At 54.8% G+C, this 16,546-nt stretch carries 16 protein-coding genes and 1 riboswitch; of the genes, 3 read left to right on the plus strand and 13 right to left on the minus strand.

Translation table 11 applies throughout. The annotated features are described in order from the left end of the window. Nucleotides 1-23 precede the first annotated feature (23 nt). The 3 genes from GT3570_RS11735 to GT3570_RS11745 all read right to left on the minus strand — a co-directional run bounded on the left by GT3570_RS11735 (nucleotide 24) and on the right by GT3570_RS11745 (nucleotide 5,226). The gene (locus GT3570_RS11735) at nucleotides 24-1,436 is read right to left on the minus strand and encodes a glycoside hydrolase family 18 protein (RefSeq protein ID WP_062898810.1); all 1,413 of its coding nucleotides are present in this window, start codon (nucleotides 1,434-1,436) and stop codon (nucleotides 24-26) included. Nucleotides 1,437-1,560: 124 nt separating this feature from the next. Further along, nucleotides 1,561-4,134, minus strand: coding sequence for a vitamin B12-dependent ribonucleotide reductase (locus GT3570_RS11740; RefSeq protein ID WP_011231901.1), 2,574 nt, complete (start codon nucleotides 4,132-4,134; stop codon nucleotides 1,561-1,563). Nucleotides 4,135-4,389: 255 nt separating this feature from the next. Beyond that, entirely contained in the window at nucleotides 4,390-5,226 is an 837-nt protein-coding gene (locus tag GT3570_RS11745) for a lipoate--protein ligase family protein (RefSeq protein WP_011231902.1), read from the minus strand. Nucleotides 5,227-5,435: 209 nt separating this feature from the next. Between GT3570_RS11745 and GT3570_RS11750 the strand changes: the two genes are divergently transcribed. Beyond that, the gene (locus tag GT3570_RS11750; protein WP_011231903.1) at nucleotides 5,436-5,810 is read left to right on the plus strand and encodes a rhodanese-like domain-containing protein; all 375 of its coding nucleotides are present in this window, start codon (nucleotides 5,436-5,438) and stop codon (nucleotides 5,808-5,810) included. A gap of 56 nt (nucleotides 5,811-5,866) precedes the next feature. Here GT3570_RS11750 and GT3570_RS11755 read toward each other — a convergent pair whose 3' ends face one another. The 4 genes from GT3570_RS11755 to gcvT all read right to left on the minus strand — a co-directional run bounded on the left by GT3570_RS11755 (nucleotide 5,867) and on the right by gcvT (nucleotide 11,309). Next, nucleotides 5,867-7,054, minus strand: coding sequence for an ROK family transcriptional regulator (locus GT3570_RS11755; RefSeq protein WP_014196334.1), 1,188 nt, complete (start codon nucleotides 7,052-7,054; stop codon nucleotides 5,867-5,869). A gap of 313 nt (nucleotides 7,055-7,367) precedes the next feature. Further along, nucleotides 7,368-8,840: an aminomethyl-transferring glycine dehydrogenase subunit GcvPB gene (gene gcvPB, locus GT3570_RS11760; RefSeq protein ID WP_015375390.1), complete on the minus strand. Its 1,473-nt coding sequence runs from the start codon at nucleotides 8,838-8,840 to the stop codon at nucleotides 7,368-7,370. Next, a complete protein-coding gene (gene gcvPA / locus GT3570_RS11765; protein ID WP_011231906.1) occupies nucleotides 8,833-10,179 on the minus strand; it encodes an aminomethyl-transferring glycine dehydrogenase subunit GcvPA in 1,347 nt (448 codons plus the stop codon). The genes gcvPB and gcvPA overlap by 8 nt, the downstream gene beginning before the upstream one ends. 35 nt (nucleotides 10,180-10,214) lie before the next feature. Further along, the gene (gcvT, locus tag GT3570_RS11770) at nucleotides 10,215-11,309 is read right to left on the minus strand and encodes a glycine cleavage system aminomethyltransferase GcvT (RefSeq protein ID WP_011231907.1); all 1,095 of its coding nucleotides are present in this window, start codon (nucleotides 11,307-11,309) and stop codon (nucleotides 10,215-10,217) included. Nucleotides 11,310-11,495: 186 nt separating this feature from the next. Further along, nucleotides 11,496-11,584, minus strand: a riboswitch (glycine riboswitch). A gap of 219 nt (nucleotides 11,585-11,803) precedes the next feature. Here gcvT and GT3570_RS11775 point away from each other — a divergent pair. After that, nucleotides 11,804-13,468 (plus strand): DEAD/DEAH box helicase, encoded by a 1,665-nt coding sequence (locus GT3570_RS11775; protein ID WP_014196337.1) that lies wholly within the window; start codon nucleotides 11,804-11,806, stop codon nucleotides 13,466-13,468. Beyond that, nucleotides 13,455-14,249: a YqhG family protein gene (locus GT3570_RS11780; protein WP_011231909.1), complete on the plus strand. Its 795-nt coding sequence runs from the start codon at nucleotides 13,455-13,457 to the stop codon at nucleotides 14,247-14,249. The genes GT3570_RS11775 and GT3570_RS11780 overlap by 14 nt, the downstream gene beginning before the upstream one ends. Nucleotides 14,250-14,351: 102 nt before the next feature. Here the strand turns inward: GT3570_RS11780 and GT3570_RS11785 are convergent, their stop codons facing one another. From GT3570_RS11785 to comGC, 6 genes are all read right to left on the minus strand, one after another. Next, a complete protein-coding gene (locus GT3570_RS11785) occupies nucleotides 14,352-14,531 on the minus strand; it encodes a YqzE family protein (protein WP_011231910.1) in 180 nt (59 codons plus the stop codon). Nucleotides 14,532-14,576: 45 nt separating this feature from the next. Continuing rightward, nucleotides 14,577-14,966, minus strand: coding sequence for a competence type IV pilus minor pilin ComGG (comGG, locus tag GT3570_RS11790; RefSeq protein ID WP_011231911.1), 390 nt, complete (start codon nucleotides 14,964-14,966; stop codon nucleotides 14,577-14,579). 74 nt (nucleotides 14,967-15,040) lie between these two features. Continuing rightward, complete coding sequence (gene comGF, locus GT3570_RS11795; protein WP_021322351.1) at nucleotides 15,041-15,487, minus strand: competence type IV pilus minor pilin ComGF; 447 nt, start codon at nucleotides 15,485-15,487, stop codon at nucleotides 15,041-15,043. Further along, a complete protein-coding gene (locus tag GT3570_RS11800) occupies nucleotides 15,466-15,792 on the minus strand; it encodes a type II secretion system protein (RefSeq protein WP_021322350.1) in 327 nt (108 codons plus the stop codon). Before GT3570_RS11800 ends, comGF begins: the two co-directional genes overlap by 22 nt. Next, nucleotides 15,776-16,213, minus strand: coding sequence for a competence type IV pilus minor pilin ComGD (gene comGD, locus GT3570_RS11805; protein WP_011231914.1), 438 nt, complete (start codon nucleotides 16,211-16,213; stop codon nucleotides 15,776-15,778). The genes GT3570_RS11800 and comGD overlap by 17 nt, the downstream gene beginning before the upstream one ends. Continuing rightward, a complete protein-coding gene (comGC, locus tag GT3570_RS11810) occupies nucleotides 16,203-16,499 on the minus strand; it encodes a competence type IV pilus major pilin ComGC (protein ID WP_011231915.1) in 297 nt (98 codons plus the stop codon). The genes comGD and comGC overlap by 11 nt, the downstream gene beginning before the upstream one ends. Between the last annotated feature and the right edge of the window lie 47 nt (nucleotides 16,500-16,546).

The following is a 16,546-nucleotide window of genomic DNA, read 5'->3' on the forward strand; positions in this document are numbered from 1 at the left end:
CGCATACGCTCTAACTGCTTAGCTTACCCACGCTTGCGAATGCGGAAATTGTCTTCCAACAGCACCCAGTTTTCCGGATACGGATACCCGAGCACCCAGTAGCTGATTCCGCGCAATCCGTATTCTTTCACCAAGTCAAATTTCGCCAACGCGCTGCGGGCGTCCTCAAACCACACTTCATGTTGTCGCCCTTGTTCATCTGTATAGCGGTAAAACGGCGAAGCCGCCGCCGCATCGTATTGGATGGACGCCCCGTAGCGAATGGCGCGCTCTAGCGCCTCTTTCGGACTGAACGTTTCCGCCTCTTGCCCTTGCACGTGCGGCAGCACCCAGTCGCGGGCATAAATTTGAAACCCCATCATGATTTTGCTACGCGGAATGGCGGTCACCGCATAATCGAGCACGCGCCGAATTTGATTCACCGGCGAAATGGCTTGCGGCGGCCCAAACCGGTAGCCCCACTCATAGGTCATAAGGACAACAAAATCAGCGATGCGTCCGTGGGCTGGGTAGTCGTGCGCTTCGTACAGCAGCCCTTTTTGTTCAGCGCTTATTTTGGGCGCCAGAGACGTCGATAAAACATACCCTTCGGCGTGAAGCCGGTTGGCCGCCCGCTGCAAAAACTCGTTATACCGCTTGCGGTCGGACGGATAGACATTTTCAAAATCGACATTCAACGCGCGGTACCCTTTTGCTCGCATCACTTGAATGACGTTGTCAAGCAATCGCGTTTGCAGCGCAACGTCGGCCAGAATCGTCTGCGCCAGCCTCGAGCCCGGGTCTTGGTACGTAAAGTTCGTGATCGTCATCATCGGCACGACACGGGCGGCATAAGCCGCCTGAATGAATGCTGTATCATTGATCGGATTGAGCCCACCATCGGCGCGGATCGTGTAGGCGAATGGCGCGGCATAGGTCAAATGGCGGCCGACTTCGCGCACTTGCTCCGCTCCTTTCTCCCCTTGGTCCACCGTAAATGCGTTCACCTCGATGAGCGGCTTCGCCGGCGGGATGATGAGCCGCTGTCCGGGGACGATCCGGTTCGGATCGGTAATATCGTTTACTTCGATCAGCTGCTGAACCGTCACTCCGTAGAACGAAGCGATTTGCGCCAGCGTCTCCCCGCTTCGCACCGTATGGATGCGCGCTGGGATGAACAACGTTGTCCCTGGATAAAGGAGCGACGGATTCGTGATCCGGTTCGCCTGTATAATCGCTTCGACCGCCACTCCATACTGGCGCGCAATTTGCCATAACGTTTCCCCTGTGCGGACCGTATGGTAACGATATGGAACCGGGATGACGAGCGCTTGGCCAACGGCTAGCCGGTTCGGGTCGCTCAGTTCATTGGCGGCGACAATCCGCTCGAGTGGAACGCCGTAACGCTGAGCCAACTGCCAAAGCGTCTCCCCGCGCTTTACGACATGAACAATCATGACGCTCCCCCTTTCGTTCCCTCCTTTTACCACTATATTTTGGCTTTTGCCTTTTATGTAAAAAAAACGCCGGTTCCTCTACGGAAACCAGCGTTTCATCCATTCAAACCCATCCGTATCGCCATTACAGGCCGCACTTCAGCTGCGCGCCGCAGCTTGTGCACGTGTTGCAGCCGCCGATCTCTTCGATCGTCCCTTCGCGGCAAATCGGGCAAATATTGCCGATTTCGGAACCGATTGTCACATCGGTGGCGCGCACATCTTGAATCGTATCAACGAGCACGACGGGGCGTTTCGTCTCTTTTTCCTCGAGCTCCTCTGGAAGCAGTTCAAGTTGCTCTTCAATCTGATTCTCCTCAGCCTTTAACGTCAACACTTGTGCATCGCGGCTGCCGTCGACATAGACGGTTCCGCCTTTCGCACCGCAACGCCATAAACGCTCGTACACTTTTTGCACTTGCTCGACGGTGTAGCCCTTCGGCGCGTTGACCGTTTTCGACAAGCTCGAGTCGACCCAACGTTGAATGATGCACTGCACATCGGCGTGCGCTTCCGGCGGCAAGTCCATCGCCGTCACAAACCAAGGCGGCAAGTGGTTCGGGTCGGCTTCCGGGTGTTTGTCCAAATATTCTTGGACGATGTCCGCTTTCACTTCGATAAATTTGCCCAAGCGCCCGCTCCGGTAGTACGAGAACGAGAAGTACGGCTCAAGCCCGGTTGAGACGCCGACCATCGTTCCCGTCGATCCTGTCGGCGCCACCGTCAGCAAGTGCGAGTTGCGGATGCCGTATTTCAAAATATCTTGACGAATATCTTCCGGCATCCGTTTCATGTAGCCGGTGTTGATGAACGCTTCACGCAGCTTGCGCGTCTCTTCCTCCGTTTCGCCGACAAGAAACGGGAAGCTGCCTTTTTCTTTCGCCAGCTCGATCGATGCCCGGTATGCGGTCGTGGCGATCGTGCGGAACAGCTCATCGACAAGCTGGTTTCCTTCCTCAGAGCCGTACGCTTTTTCGCAGTAAATGAGCAAGTCTGCAAGCCCCATGACGCCAAGGCCGATGCGGCGCTCGCCGAGCGCTTGTTTTTTGTTTTCCTCAAGGAAGTACGGCGTGGCGTCAATGACGTTGTCTTGCATCCGCACCCCGATTTCGACCGTGCGTTTCAGTTTTTCGTAGTCAATGACCTTCCGTTCTTTGTCCACCATGTTCGCCAAGTTAATGGCGGCCAGATTGCACACCGAATACGGTGCCAACGGTTGTTCCCCGCACGGGTTGGTCGCAACGACTTTTTGCCCGTACGCGCGGGCGTTCGTCATTTCGTTGGCGTTGTCGATGAAGAAAATGCCCGGCTCGGCTGAATACGTCGCGCAAATGTTGATCAGCTTCCACAGTTCGCGGGCGCGGATTTTCCGGTAGACGCGGACGCGATAGCCCATTTTCTCCCATTCGCGTACATCGCCGACTTCATGCCATTTTTCGTTGTAAATGCGCATTTCCTCTTCGGAATAGGTTTCCACGTCCGGGAAGCGGAGCGCGTATTCTTCGTCCTTTTCGACCGCTTCCATGAACTCTTTCGTCAGGCAGACGGAAATGTTCGCACCGGTCAAAAAGTCTGGGTTGTGCACCGTATATGTACCGCCGGTGCGCAGTTTTTCTTCGGCGTCTTTGATGATTTCTTCAGTGAAACCGCCGTAGTCAGGCGCGTTCTTGTATCGGACGATCGCTTCATACATCGCCCGCTCCCGCTCGGTGAGCGGCGTAAATTTCAGTTTGTCGCGCGCTGCTTTTTTGATGCCTTCGTCTTCCATATTTTCGAGCAGGTAGCGCAAAATGCGCGGGTTTTGCATTTTCGAGACGATGAATTCGATAATGTCCGGGTGCCAGTCAGCAAGCATAATCATTTGGGCGCCGCGGCGGGAGCCACCTTGCTCGACAAGGTGGGTCAGCTTCGCAATATCGTCAAGCCACGAGACCGACCCGGACGATTTGCCGTTCACCCCGCGCGCAAGCGTATGGCGCGGCCGCAATGTCGAGCCGTTCGTCCCAACGCCGCCGCCGCGGCTCATGATTTCCATCACCTGCTTCCGATGTTCGGAAATTCCTTCGCGCGAGTCTTTCACAAACGGCATCACATAGCAGTTGAAATACGTCACTTCCTTGCCCGAACCCGCCCCGTACAACACGCGGCCGGCCGGAACAAAATTCAAGCTTGCGAGCTCTTGATAAAACTTTTCGAACCACTCTTTCCGCTTTTCTTCTGTCTTTTCCACCGCCGCCAGCCCAGTCGCATTGCGCTTGGCGATTTGCTCATAGAAAATTTCGAGCGGCTTATCAATAATGTCGAGCGACCGAACCACAATGCCGGTCTCCGCCTCTTCCCCTTCGAGCACGTGCCGGTATTCGTCTTCAATCAACACGCGCGCCTTTTTCGCCTCCCAATCGATGTCGACGATAAACCCGAGCCCTCGTGCCGGGAATTTCGGATCCTCCTTGATCGTCAACACGACGAAATCGCCCGGTGTGAGCGTCAGCTTCTCCGTATCTTTGAATGAATACCGGTCAAGCATGACCAAACGGGATACGCCTTTATGGGTGATGTGCATATCCGGCGTAATCGGATGCACTTGCGGAAATAGGCGGATATCCTCGTTCAGCTTGTCAATATTGATCTTCATTTTTTCGGATGACGCCACCGTCATTCTCCTATCTCTCCTCTTTTATATAATCTCTCATGTTTTTGGCAAAGTTGTCCTGTCTTCTCTACCTTACCATATCAAACAGAAAAAAACAATATATAGTATGATTTTTTATGAAAATCATACTATATATTGTTAAAGAGAACAAATGATTTCATTTTGTCAAGCAAAAAAAAAACAAAACACGGCGAAAAGCGGAGAAAAACGGGGGAGTGCCGCTGTTTTTGCCGGAAAACGAACGATTTACCGCGTCGCTGCTCAGCGCTTGAAGTTCCATTCGTCGCTTTCGTATTTCGCCCGCGCCAGCTCTTCAACGTACGCCCGCTCTTCGGCGGTGAGCGTGTACGGTTCCAATACGATGTTCAATCCCTTTTCAAATCCTTTGTAAAACGCCTCTTTCGCTTCCTCGATCGTCACCGTGCGGCTCGTCAACTCATTGATCGCGACTGCCTTCTTTTTAAAATCGCGCTGCAGACGCTCTTTCACCCGCTCGTTTGGATATTTAAACAAGCTGAACAGCAGCTCTTCGTCCAGATCAAGCAAAATCGATCCGTGCTGCAAAATGACGCCTTTTTGCCGCGTTTGCGCGCTGCCGGCGATTTTCCGCCCCTCAACGACAAGCTCGTACCATGACGGCGCGTCAAAACAAACGGCCGAGCGCGGGCTGCGCAAATCTGCCTTCTCTTCTTCCGTTTTCGGCACGGCAAAATACGCATCCAACCCAAGATAGCGAAATCCCTCTAAAATTCCTTGCGAAATGACGCGGTATGCTTCCGTCACCGTCTTCGGCATCGCCGGGTGCGACTCGGAGACGATCACGCTGTATGTCAATTCTTTATCGTGCAGGACGCCGCGCCCGCCGGTCGGCCGACGGACAAAGCCGAGGCCGTGCCGTTTGACCGCCTCTAAATCAATTTCTTTCTCCACTTTTTGAAAATAACCAATCGACAACGTCGGCGGATTCCAGCCATAAAAGCGGACCGTCGGCGGAATTTTGCCTTCGCTGTGCCAATCGAGAAGCGCCTCATCGAGCGCCATATTGAACGCCGGCGGGCAATAGCCGGAATCGATAAAGCGCCATACTTCTTTTGCCATCGTTCCACCTTCTCTATTGTTCCATACTCTAAACGCTGCGGCGGCTTGTCGACCACCGCCAAGGGGCGGGACGCTTTTGGCCGCCTTTATTAGTTTAGCAAACAACGCCGGTGAAGGAAAGAAAAATGGCATCACGAAAACCTCTTTGCTTCCCGGCGGCGACTTTATATAATAGGAAATAGCAGACGAAGCGAAAGGAGGCATGACGGGTGGAAGCATTGCTCATTATTCTCGGCGCAATCATCGTGTATTCCGTCATTACGTACTTCTGGCAGAAGAGAATTGTCAAAGCATTGACAGAGGAAGAGTTCCGCGCCGGTTATCGAAAAGCGCAACTCGTCGACGTCCGCGAACCGGATGAGTTTGCGGCTGGACATATTTTAGGGGCTCGCAACATCCCGCTCACGCAGCTTCGCATGCGCATGAAAGAATTGCGCAAAGACCAGCCGATCTATTTGTACTGCCAAAACGGACTGCGCAGCGGGCGAGCCGCGCAAATGCTCTACCGAAAAGGATACCGCGACTTGTACCATTTAAAAGGCGGATTTAAAACATGGACCGGGAAAGTGAAGAAAAAAGCGTAGCCCGTTAACCAAAAAGGCGCTCTGCCCAAACAGGCAGGCGCCTCTTTTCGCATGCGCTAGACCGCCGCAAATTCCGGCGGCAGGACGACCGCCTCAAGCACCGAAGCAGCCGCGCCGATGGCGCAGCTTTTCTCTTTCAGCTTGGAGGAGATGATGGACGGCTCGCTTTCTTTTTTGACGAGAATCCGCTTTCTCACTTCTTGGCGCGCCGGACCGATCACATACTCGCCCGCTTGGGCAATCGGACCGCCGATGATGACTGCTTCTGGATTGTACGCATAAATCACCTGCAACAATCCAACGCCGAGATAGCGCCCCGTTTCCTCCAAAATGCGCGCCAGCTGTTCATCGCTTTCTGCTGCCAACGCCATCGCAGCGATGGAAAAGCGTTCATCGAGCCATTCGGAACGCCCTTCTTCAGCCAAACGGCGCTCAATGTATTTTTCCGACGCATACATTTCCCAGCAGCCGATGTTGCCGCAGCTGCAGCGAATGCCGTTGACATCGATCGTATGATGGCCGATTTCACCAGCTAGGCCGCTGACACCCCGATAGAGCTGATGGTGAAGAACGACGCCGGCGCCAATGCCGATTCCGGCGCTGATGTAAACAAAGTGGGCGAACTCGTTGCCGGCGCCGAACCACTTTTCTCCAAGCGCCGCCAGTTTCGCCTCATTCTCGACAATGACAGGACGCTCAGGCCACCGTTGCCGCAAAACAGCCGCCAAGGCGACATCGTCCCAGCGCAAGTTCGGAGCAAACACAACGGTCCCGCTTTCGGTATGGACGACGCCCGGCACGCCGATGCCGATTCCCATCACACCGTACGGTGTCGCCGGCGCCCGGCGGATGGCCGCCTCGATGAGCTCCATCATTTCGCCGATGATCGCCTCCTGCCCTTCAGACGGGCGGAACGAACGCCGTTGCTCCCAAAGAATGTCCGCGTTTAAATTGGTCAACACGGCATACAAATAGTTCACCCCCAGCTCAACGCCGATAAGCGAGCCGGCGTCGGCGTTGAAGCGAAGCATGAGCGGCCGGCGCCCGCCGGTTGACTCGCCGATTCCGCTTTCATGGACGAAATGCTCGGCGATCAGTTCGTCAACAAGCGCGGAGACAGTGGCCTTGTTCAATCCGGTTGTCTTGGCGATATCGGCGCGCGAAATCGGATGCTGGTCGCGAATCAATTTTAAGACGAGCTGTTTATTCATTTTTTTTACAAGAGAAATGTTTCCTGTCCGCACGTCTCTGTCATCCTTTTCATTTGATTGATCGAATGTGTCTTGCGAAAGGGCAGGGGCGCCTCGCTATTATGGCGGTTGCTGCATCCGTCGATTCCTGCCGTGCAGGCTTCTTGGCCATCCGCTTTTTCACTCAAGCCGTCGGGCGCCCGTGCACCGACTGTTAAGGCTAACTTCTCCATATGGACACATGCTTTTTCTTTCTTGATCTTAGTTTATATAATAAACTAATTCAACGTTTTTGTCAATGGCTCATCCGGCGTACAAAGAAACGGCCCGCTCCGTTAGGGAGCGAGCGCTCATCAATGCTCAAACGTCAGTTGTCGCTATGTTTTGGTTTTTGATAGCGCAAAATCGGCTTGCGCGCTGCGGTCGTTTCATCAAGTCGCTTCACAACGGTCGTATGCGGCGCTTCTTGAACGATTTCCGGATTTTCCTCCGCCTCTTTGGCAATTTGGATCATGGCGTCAATAAACGCGTCAAGCGTCTCTTTCGACTCCGTCTCCGTCGGCTCAATCATCATGCACTCTTCGACGATGAGCGGGAAGTAAATCGTCGGCGGATGGAAGCCGAAATCAAGCAGCCGTTTGGCGATGTCGAGCGTTCTGACGCCGAGTTTCTTTTGCCGGCGTCCCGACAGGACGAACTCGTGCTTGCAATGGCGGTCGTACGGCAAATCGTAATAGTCGGCAAGCCTCCGCATCATATAGTTGGCGTTTAACACGGCGTACTCGCTCACCGCTTTTAAGCCGTCCGGCCCCATCGAGCGGATGTACGTGTACGCCCGGACGTTGATGCCGAAATTGCCGTAAAACGGCTTGACGCGGCCGATCGACTGCGGGCGGTCGTCATCGAGATAATAGCCGTTTTCTCCTTTTTCGATGACCGGCTTCGGCAAAAACGGAACGAGGTCGGCTTTCACCCCGACCGGGCCTGAGCCTGGGCCTCCGCCGCCGTGCGGGCCGGTGAACGTTTTATGCAAGTTCAAATGAACGACGTCAAAGCCCATGTCCCCCGGGCGCGCCTTGCCAAGAATGGCGTTTAAATTCGCCCCGTCATAATACAGCTTGCCGCCGGCTGCGTGGACGATTTCAGCCACTTCGACGATCTGCTCTTCAAACAGCCCGAGCGTATTCGGATTCGTGAGCATAAGCGCCGCTGTATCCGGACCGACGACGCGCTTTAAGTCCTCTAAATCAACAAGTCCATCGGCGGTCGATTTGACCGTCACCGTCTCAAAACCGGCGACCGTTGCCGACGCCGGGTTCGTCCCGTGCGCTGAATCCGGGACGATCACTTTCGTCCGGTTGAAGTCGCCGTTTGCTTCATGGTAAGCGCGGATCATCATCAGCCCGGTCCACTCGCCGTGGGCGCCGGCCGCCGGCTGCAAGGTGACCGCATCCATGCCCGTGATTTCTTTTAAATGCTCTTGCAAGTCGTACATCAACTCAAGAGCCCCTTGCACCGTTTTCTCTGGCTGAAGCGGATGAATGTGGGCAAACCCGGCGAGGCGGGCGACGTTTTCATTGATTTTCGGATTGTATTTCATCGTGCACGACCCGAGCGGGTAAAAACCGGAATCGACGCCGTGGTTTCGTTTCGAGAGCGCCGTATAATGGCGCATTAAGTCAAGCTCCGACACTTCCGGGAGCTCCGGCTCTTCAGTGCGAAGATAATCGGCCGGCACGAGCTCGCTGACATCGACAGCCGGCACGTCAAGCGCTGGCAGGCTGTAGGCGATGCGCCCCGGCTTGCTTCGTTCGAAAATAAGCGGTTGATCGTTACGCATGGCCATCCCCCAATTCATTGACAAACCGATCGATTTCTTCTTTTGTCCGCAGTTCGGTGACAGCAACAAGCATATGACCGGCAAGCTCCGGATAGTCAGCCCCAAGGTCATAGCCGCCGATGATTCCTTTTTCGAGCAGGCGATCGTTCACATCAGAAACCGGCCGTCCAAGCCGGATGACGAACTCGTTGAAAAACGGGCCGGCAAACGGCGACGACAGTCCGCGCTTTTCAAGTTCCACCTTCGCATAATGCGCTTTTTGAATATTCATCGCCGCCATTTCTTTCACGCCCCGCTTGCCAAGCGCCGACAGCGCAACGGAAGCGGCCAAGGCGTTTAACGCTTGATTGGAGCAAATGTTGGATGTCGCCTTATCGCGGCGGATGTGCTGTTCGCGCGCTTGAAGCGTCAAGACAAACCCGCGGCGCCCGTCCTCATCGGTCGTCTGCCCGACAAGACGGCCTGGAATTTTGCGCATGAGCGGCGCTTTGACAGCGAAATAGCCGCAATGCGGGCCGCCAAATTGCGTCGGGATGCCAAATGGCTGCATGTCGCCGACCACAATGTCGGCGCCAAACGCTCCGGGTGGAGTCAACACACCAAGCGCCAATGGGTTGCTGGCGACGACAAACAAACTTTTCTTTTCATGCGCAAGCGGCGCGATCGCTTTCAGCGGCTCGATTTGACCAAAAAAGTTCGGGTATTGGACGACAACGCACGCCACATCATCCCCCATTTCCGCTTCAAGCGCCTTAAGATCGGTGATGCCGCCGTCATACGGAATTTCTTTCACTTCGAGCTTCTGTCCTTTGGCGTACGTGCGCACGACTTCCCGATATTGCGGATGAACGGCGGTCGAGATGAGCACTTTCTTCCGCTTCGTATGCGCGGCGCTAAGAAGCACCGCTTCGGCAAGCGCCGTGCCGCCGTCGTACATCGACGAGTTGGCGACATCCATGCCGGTCAACTCGCACACCATTGTTTGAAACTCAAAAATCGCCTGCAGCTCGCCTTGGGAAATTTCCGGTTGATACGGCGTATAGGCCGTATAAAATTCAGAGCGCGACAGGACATGGTCGACGACAGCCGGAATATAATGGTCGTACACCCCGGCTCCTAAAAAGGAAACGTATTGTTTTACGCTGGCGTTTTTTTCCGCTAAGGCCGCAAGCTCTTTCCACAGCTCTGGCTCGGATTTGGCCGGTTTCACCTTCAGCTCGCCGCGGAAGCGGACTTGTTCTGGAATATCGGCAAACAAGTCGTCAATCGAGGCGACGCCGATCGTCTTCAGCATCTCCTGTTTGTCTTCTTCCGTCATCGGCAAATAACGATGGAGCACTGCGTTTTTCCCCTTTCCTTGTCGCTTTGGAATCGTCACTTGGCCCGCCTGTAAAACGGAATCGGCACGATGTTCGCTTTCAGCCGCTTGCCGCGGATGTCCACCTCCACCTCCCGGCCGATGGCAGCCACATCCGCTTTCACCAAGGCCAAGCCGATGTTTTTCTTCAGCGTCGGCGACTGCGTACCGGTCGTGACGAACCCGACCTCTTCGCCGTCGGCAAATACAAGGTATCCGTGGCGCGGAATGCCTCTGTCGATCATTTCAATGCCGACGAGCCGGCGCGGCGGCCCTTCCTCTTTTTGCCGTTTCAATACAGCTTGGCCGATAAACGGCGTCTCTTTTTCCGTTTTGACGGCAAAACCAAGCCCGGCTTCAACTGGTGAAATCGAGTCGGACAGCTCTTGACCGTAAAGCGGCAGGCATGCTTCAAAGCGGAGCGTATCGCGCGCCCCCAGTCCGCATGGGAGAACGCTGTCACGAGCTCCGGCCGCTAGGATCGCCTCCCATAGCGCGGCGGCGTCTTCCGCTTTACAATATAGCTCAAACCCGTCTTCCCCCGTATAGCCGGTGCGCGAAACGAGCGCCTTCACGCCCGAGACTTCGACGCCGTCGGCGAATGAAAACGGGCGCAGCGCCGCCAAATCAAAATCCGTCAATCGCTGCAAGACGCGCTCCGCTGCCGGCCCTTGCAAGGCAAGCTGAGCCGTTTCGGACGATACATCTTGAAGCTCGACGTCGCCCTCAACATGCCCGCTTAGCCAAGCGAAGTCTTTTTCCGTATTCGCTGCGTTGACGACCAGCAAGTAGTCATTCTCTCCTTTTTGATAGATGAGCAAATCATCGACTGTGCCGCCGTCCTCATAGCACATGAGCGTATATTGCGCCCGGCCGGGCCGCAGTTTGGCGACGTCATTGGTCATGAGCTTTTGCAAAAACGCGAGGCTCCCACGGCCGCGGACGACAATTTCCCCCATATGGGAGACGTCAAACAGCCCGGCGCGCGTTCTTACAGCCTCATGTTCTTCCTTGATGCTGGAAAACTGCACCGGCATTTCCCAGCCGCCAAATTCAATCGTTTTGGCGCCGCAACGGGCGTACACCGAGAATAGGGGCGTGCGCTTTAGCATCTGATTCCCTCCTTTGATCCACGTCACACAAAAAAGGACAGACTTCCCCTATCAACAAGTAAGGGGGCTCTGTCCTGGCACCTGAAAGTTTCCCGCCGGCCCGTTTGGCGCGTCCGTTCGCGGTCCATGGGGCCGATCGGTTTCCTCTTGGGTGGCCTGCGTGAACGCAGGCGCTCTCCAGAGCTGCGTCAAGCAAGAGTCTTTTTGCCTGAGAGATTCGCGTTTCCGCTTGCTCCTTCGGCGCTACATTCCGTAGTCTCTCCCCTTGCCGTCATCCGCCCATCAATAAATTGTTTCCATATCGGGCATACTAACAAACACCCTGATCAACGAGTCATGAGAATGTTCTAAATTTATACTACCATCAATCACAGTCAAAGGGCAATAGGAAATAATCGAACTTTCATGGCAATTAGTCATAATAATGTTCTTGTTTTATTCAACATACCACATGCAATCTATATAAACATTCGCAACAAGGGAAGGGGATCGCCATGAACATTGACCTTGAAATGGATGAAACATGGAAGGAGGAATTTTTGGCACGCATCGAAAAAGACGGTCCGTGGGCGAGCTGGGAAATGTACGAACTGGCTCTTGAGGCCGCCCATCATTTAAGCGTCCCAGAATTTAATGGCTTGCAGGCGCCCAAACACCTGCCCCACTTGACGATCCTTCCGCACCAGCTTGAAGTGGCGCGCCGCGTCGTCGAGGAGATGAACGGCAAAGCCATTTTGGCGGATGAAGTCGGGCTTGGAAAAACGATCGAGGCCGGGCTCGTCTTAAAAGAATATATGATTCGCGGCCTTGTGAAAAAAGCGCTGATTCTCGTTCCCGCCTCCCTTGTTTCGCAATGGGTGAGAGAGTTGAACGAAAAATTTTTCATCCCGGCCGTCCAGCAGAAAAAGAGCTACGTCTGGGAGCAGTGCGATATCGTCGTTTCCTCGATCGACACGGCGAAAAAACCGCCGCACCGTGACATCATCTACGGGCAGTCGTACGACATGATCATCATCGACGAGGCGCACAAACTGAAAAATAACAAAACGAAAAACTACGAGTTTGTGCAAAATTTAAAAAAGAAGTTTTGTTTGCTCCTGACAGCGACGCCGATCCAAAACCGGATCGAAGAAATTTTCAACCTCGTCTCGCTGTTGAAACCCGGCCATTTAGGCAGCTCGGAACAGTTTGCCAAAACGTACGGAAAAACGCGGGCTGTACAGACGAACGACCATTTAAAAGCGCTCGTCAACAAAGTGATGATCCGCAACCGCCGCGCTGATACGCCGATCGAATGGGCGAAGCGCCACGTTGAACCGGTGCTGATCGAGTTTACGAATGAGGAGCGGGAACTGTATGAAGCGGTCAAGGCGCTCCGCCGCGAATCGTTCGCCGGCTCGTTTTCGCTCATCACGCTTCTTCGTGAGGCGTGCAGCAGCCGCGAGGCGCTGTTTCTCACGATCAAAAACATGATCGATAAATGCAGCGGAGCGGTTCCGGAGCCGCTTGAACGCGTATTGGAAAAAATCAACGCCGTCACGACGAACTCAAAGGCGGAAAAAGCGCTCGAGCTTATCCGTTCCATTCATGACAAAGTCATTATTTTCACGGAATACCGGGCGACGCAGCTTTACTTGCAATGGTTTTTAAAGCAGCACGGCATCTCGTCCGTTCCGTTTCGCGGCGGCTTCCGGCGCGGCAAAAAAGACTGGATGCAGGAACTGTTTAAACACCACGCCCAAGTGTTCATCGCCACCGAGGCGGGCGGCGAGGGCATCAACTTGCAGTTTTGCCGCTATGTCATCAACTACGACTTGCCGTGGAACCCGATGCGCCTTGAGCAGCGAATCGGCCGCGTCCACCGGCTCGGGCAGACGGATGACGTCTACATTTATAACTTCGCTGTCAAACAGACGGTCGAAGAACATATTTTAACGCTTCTGTACGAAAAAATCCGCCTGTTCGAACGAGTCGTCGGCGAGCTGGACGACATTTTGGCGAAAATGAACCTCGCCAACCTGGAGCGCTACTTCGAAGACGCCTTCGTTCATTCACGAAGCGAAGGGGAGATGAAAATCAAAATGGAAAACATCGTCGCGATGATCGAGCTGGCGGAGCAGCTTGGAAAGGAAGGAGGAGAGCGGCATGCAGCAACATGAAATCCGCCGCTTTGTCGAACGCTATTTTGCGGCCAACGGCTGCACGTTTGTGGAAGCAAGCGACGACTACCTCACCGTGCAGCTGACGGCAGAAATGGACAAAGAACTGATGAATCGGCCGTTTTACTGGCATTATATTGAACGGACAGGCGGCGTGCCGCAGCCGATGCGACTGACGCTCATCACCCGCGCGAGCGAGCGGACGGACAAACTCAAAGGCGAGCGCCTCCATTTCGGCGCTCCCCGGCTGCACCAGCTGTTCCGCTCAGCGCAAAAACGCGGCAGCTTCATCCGCCTGTATGAGGAGCCAAGCGCGCCTTTGGACGGCAACGCCGCCCTCCATCCATGGCTCGGCATGAACGTCACGATTTCGTACGAATGCGACCGAAAAAAAGATGAAATCGTCTCCCTTGGCCTTCATCTCATTAGCGGAACGATCGTCGAGTCGTTTCATGAGCGGATGCGCGAGCGACGGCTGACGCCGAAAATCCCTGATTACTGTTTCACCATCTCCCCGCTCATTAAACCGAGAAGCGGCATCGGCCGTCTCGAGCAATACATACGCAGCCGCATCGCCGCCGACAACCATGCGTGGGCGGATGAGGCGCGCCGACGCTGGGCCGACGATTTGGCGTTGCTTGATGAATTTTACAAAGACTGCGAAGAAAAGCCGGAGTGCTATTATATTGAGAAGGAAGCGTTGGAAAAGCAGTACAAGCCGCGCATCACCGTTTCCGTCATCAACGGCGGACTGTTTTATTTGCTGCCCCGCTCATCGTGAATCAACCCCGGGATGGGTCCATCCGGCTCACAGCGCTCAAACCGACGAACTCCCTTCCGTCGGCACGAAAACCGCCCGCCGGCCTAGGCCAGCGGGCGGCTGCTACGGGCGGCGCCGAAACAGCAAGCGAAGCGAAAGCGGCACCATGCCAAACAAGCGGTATGAAAGCGGAAGCTGCTCTTGTTTCCGCACCTGACGCCGCTGCCTCCGCTCCTCTTTCGGCAAGTCCATGTAGGCGACAAATTGTTGGGTGACAAACTTGACATAATCGTTGACCGCCATCAAATCCCCCCTTTTTTCTTTTAGTTTTTCCGCTTCTTTCCTCTTTTAACCGTTTTGCTCGCTCCATTCGACAATATGAAGCGCCGGAAGCGTGACAGTAAACATGACAGCGCGCCTCAGCCCAGAGGCTGAACGGATGGACAAAGAAACCCGAACGTGCGCTGCATCTTCCCGCACCCACCGGTAGACGGCCCTTCCGCGCGGATAGGTCCATTCCCCAGCCTCTCCCGCGGTCGACGGATCGGCTGATGCGATGCGTTCTTTTACGTCAAACACGGCCATCTGCACAAGCTCGTCCGCCTCGGCTGCCTGCCGGGCCGCATAAGCCGCCTGTCGTTCCGCTTCATAGAGGAGCAAGACATGCGTGACAGAAAAGACAAGCAACAAAGAAACGACAGCCACAATCGGAAAAATGACACCATCTTGTCGACCCATTTCCCCTTCCCTCGTTTTTCCAGTCTAAAAGGGGGAAGCGGCGGTCAAGGGGGTCTCACCGTACAAGCCGCCCGCTAAAACGCCCGCGCCACAAACGCCTCGCAAACGGTGCCGTCATCAGCCGTCACTTGCAAAAATATCCCGCGGGTGCCGGCGCGGTACGAAACAGCGCGCACATGACGGAGCGCCGTTTCATTGCCAGCGCCGTCCACCTGGCGGATCAGTTGGGCTCTTGACGCAACAACAGAAAAACTGACCGTCTCACCGCTCCATTTTTGCAAATAGAGGACATGGCCCCCAGTCGACCACTGCCTCGTTTCATTCAGCTCGATTTGCAGCTGTTGCAAAAACAGCCGCCATTCCAATCGGGAAAACGCGTCCGTCGGCTCCGGAGCCAGCAAGCGGACGGACAACAACGCCGGAACGACCGCCGCCACCGCCATCGCAGCCGCCAGCGCCAACAGCGCTTCGATCATCGTAAACCCGTTTTCTTTTGCCGCTACCGCTTGCCATACCCGCACCGCTCCATCTCGCGGCCGACGTAATCGTTCCAACGCACGCATACTTTCCACATTCGTCCCCCTTCATCGCTCGCTTGCAGCCGAAATACTGTACGCCCGTCGGCGATCATGGTTTCTCCGGCAAACGGCTCCTCATACAACGCGATGGCCAACAGCCGGCGCGCTTTCTCCTCGAGAATGAGGCTGTTGCGCTCATGCGCCATTTGCATCAACAGTGGAAGAAGAACGGCCGCTGTCGTCCATAGCAGCGCCAAAGCGAACAATGCTTCAACAAGCAAAAATCCGCCGCTACATTTTTTGCACATAAAATCGCCCTTTCCCCAGCAAAAAGGTGACTTTATAAGTTATTTGGCCACCCCCTATCCAAATAGTTCCAGCCCGTTCAATGTTGCCGTTGTCAGTAAAGATGAGCGGATTGCGCAGCGTGCCGAGCCGAAACCGCCACGGAGAAGGGAGCGAACGAGCGACAATCTGCCGGCCGCTCGTTGCATCAATCGCCTTGTACCCAGCGCCGCCGTCTGTAAAAAAAACCGCTACATTCACCCGCCGGGCGATGGCATGCTGCTGCGCGCCATACAAATCCGCGCGCAGCACAGCCAGCATATACATCTCCTCTTGATGGCGCACAGCGCCGCCAAGCGTCGGAACAGCCAGCGCGGCAAGCACCAGCACCACCGAGAAAACGATCAGCATCTCAAGCAGCGTAAACCCGCCGTTACGAGCCACTTTCACTCACATCGCCGTTCGCGCTGATTTGGATGGCATGACCGTTCGGACATTTGTCCGACTTGATATAGCGGCCAGCGAGCAATTCCTGCACCGTCGGAATTTTGTTATGCTCCATCTCATACGCTTTCACCTGCGCTTGCACGGTGTTCAAAAACGCCTCGCATCCTTTCGAATTGATCATGCTGTTGTGCTTTGTCATATTCGGAATGGCAATCAGCAGCAGGACAGAAATCACCATCATAACGATCAACATTTCGATCAATGTGAATCCCTTTTGATTCATTGTCACTCCTCCTCGCATACGAAATTTCAGAAAGAGCGCTTAGCGAA

This window comes from Geobacillus thermoleovorans (assembly GCF_001610955.1).
GTDB classification, from domain to species: domain Bacteria; phylum Bacillota; class Bacilli; order Bacillales; family Anoxybacillaceae; genus Geobacillus; species Geobacillus thermoleovorans.